This is a genomic window from Herbiconiux daphne (genome assembly GCF_024979295.1).
GTDB lineage: Bacteria > Actinomycetota > Actinomycetes > Actinomycetales > Microbacteriaceae > Herbiconiux > Herbiconiux daphnes.
Map to the genome: position 1 here is coordinate 1 of NZ_JANLCJ010000060.1, position 1,858 is coordinate 1,858.

Genomic DNA, 1,858 nt, shown 5'->3' on the forward strand with positions numbered 1-1,858 from the left:
GGTTGGTAATGTCGGCACTGATATAGCTCACGGAGTTACTCACGCTGCCGAAGCTATTGGTCACGGTATTCAGAAAGGTCTCCAAGGTATTGGTCACGCTTTCCAGTCCCCATCAGTTGGCACAGGTGATGCTGTTCAGGCTGCACAGAATGATGATACTTCTGCTGCTGCTCCTAACGTTGCTGTCCCTAAAGCTGAAACAGGCAATGAAGAGACTACAGCTTCCAAGAAGAAAGCTACTGCTCGTGCAGGTAAGAAATCTCTGACTGTTGCTCGTTCTGCTGGCACAGGTGTTAACGTTTAAGGAGATAAACTATGGCAAATACACGCACTGGTTTTGGTGCAGATGGAGCTAAGGCTGTCTACGAACGTCTTAAATCTGACCGCAACCAATACACAACTCGTGCTGAGAATAATGCTGCCGTAACTATCCCTTCCATTTTCCCTAAAGATGGCGACAATGCTTCTACTAAATACACCACTCCGTGGCAATCAGTAGGTGCTCGTGGCCTTAACAACCTCGCTGCTAAACTTATGCTTGCTCTGTTCCCACAACAGACTTGGATGCGTTTGGATATCAGTGAATGGTTGGAGAAACAAATCGTTGATGACCCTTCTCTCCGTGAGAAAGCTCAACAGTCTTTATCAATGATTGAAAGAATCTTGATGAAGTTTATGGAAGGCAATAGCTACAAGGTTACGCTATTCGAAGCAATCAAACAGTTGGTTGTAGCTGGGAATGCTTTACTGTATTTGCCAGAACCAACAGGTGAATACACACCAATGAAGCTCTACAAGTTATCAAGCTACGTTGTTCAACGCGATGGCTTTGGCACTATGCTTCAATGTGTGACACTAGACAAGATTGCTTTCGCTGCTCTACCAGAAGATGTTCGCTCTAAACTTAGCGGTGAACATAAACCTGATGAACAGATGGAAGTTTACACTCACTGTTATCTTGATGATGAATCAAATCAATATCTGAAATACGAAGAGATTGATGGAGTTGAAGTAGAAGGCACTGATGCTTCCTACCCTATGGACTCTTGTCCTTTCATCCCAATCCGTATGATTCGTCAAGATGGTGAGAACTATGGTCGTTCTTATGTTGAAGAGTTCTATGGTGATTTACTGTCACTGGAACGTCTGCAAGAATCGATTGTAGGTTTCGCAATGATTAGTTCCAAAGTTGTTGGCTTGGTTAACCCAATGGGTAACACCCAAGTTAAACGTCTCTCCAAAGCTCAGACAGGTGATTTCGTTCCTGGTCGTGCTCAGGATATTGAGTTCCTACAACTTGGTAAAGGTAGTGATTTCTCTGTAGCTAAACAGACTATTGATGCTCTTGAGCAACGTCTGTCTTACGTCTTTATGCTTAACTCTGCTGTCCAACGTGGCGGTGATAGGGTTACAGCAGAAGAGATTCGTTATGTGGCACAAGAGTTGCAGGATACATTAGGTGGCATCTACTCAGTTCTTTCACAGGAACTACAGTTATCTCTTATCCGTGTTCTGTTATCTCAGCTACAAGCTACTAAGAAAATCCCAGAACTACCTAAAGAAGCAATCACACCTTCCGTTGTTACTGGCCTTGAAGCTATTGGTCGTGGTCAAGACCAACAGAAGTTAATGGATTTCGCTAATGCTATGGCATCCCTCCAAGCTCTATCCTCTAATCCAGATATCAATGTTAACGTATTTACTTTACGTCTTGCTAACTCTATGGGTATTGACACTGATGGTATTCTCCTTACTGATGCTGAGAAAGCAGAGAAAGTTGCAGAGAGCGCAGTTCAGACAGGTGCAGAGAACTTTGGTGGTAGTCTTGGTGCAGGTGCAGCAGCCGCTGCTACAAGTT

2 protein-coding genes are annotated in these 1,858 nt (G+C 44.0%); both read left to right on the forward strand.

Annotated features, from left to right (window positions below; translation table 11 throughout):
* The coding region (locus N1032_RS22815; RefSeq protein ID WP_259542603.1) for a hypothetical protein at positions 1-304 on the forward strand (304 nt) is incomplete at its 5' end.
* Between the two features lie 11 nt (positions 305-315).
* Positions 316-1,858: portal protein (locus N1032_RS22820; RefSeq protein WP_259542604.1), on the forward strand; the 1,543-nt coding region annotated here is incomplete at its 3' end.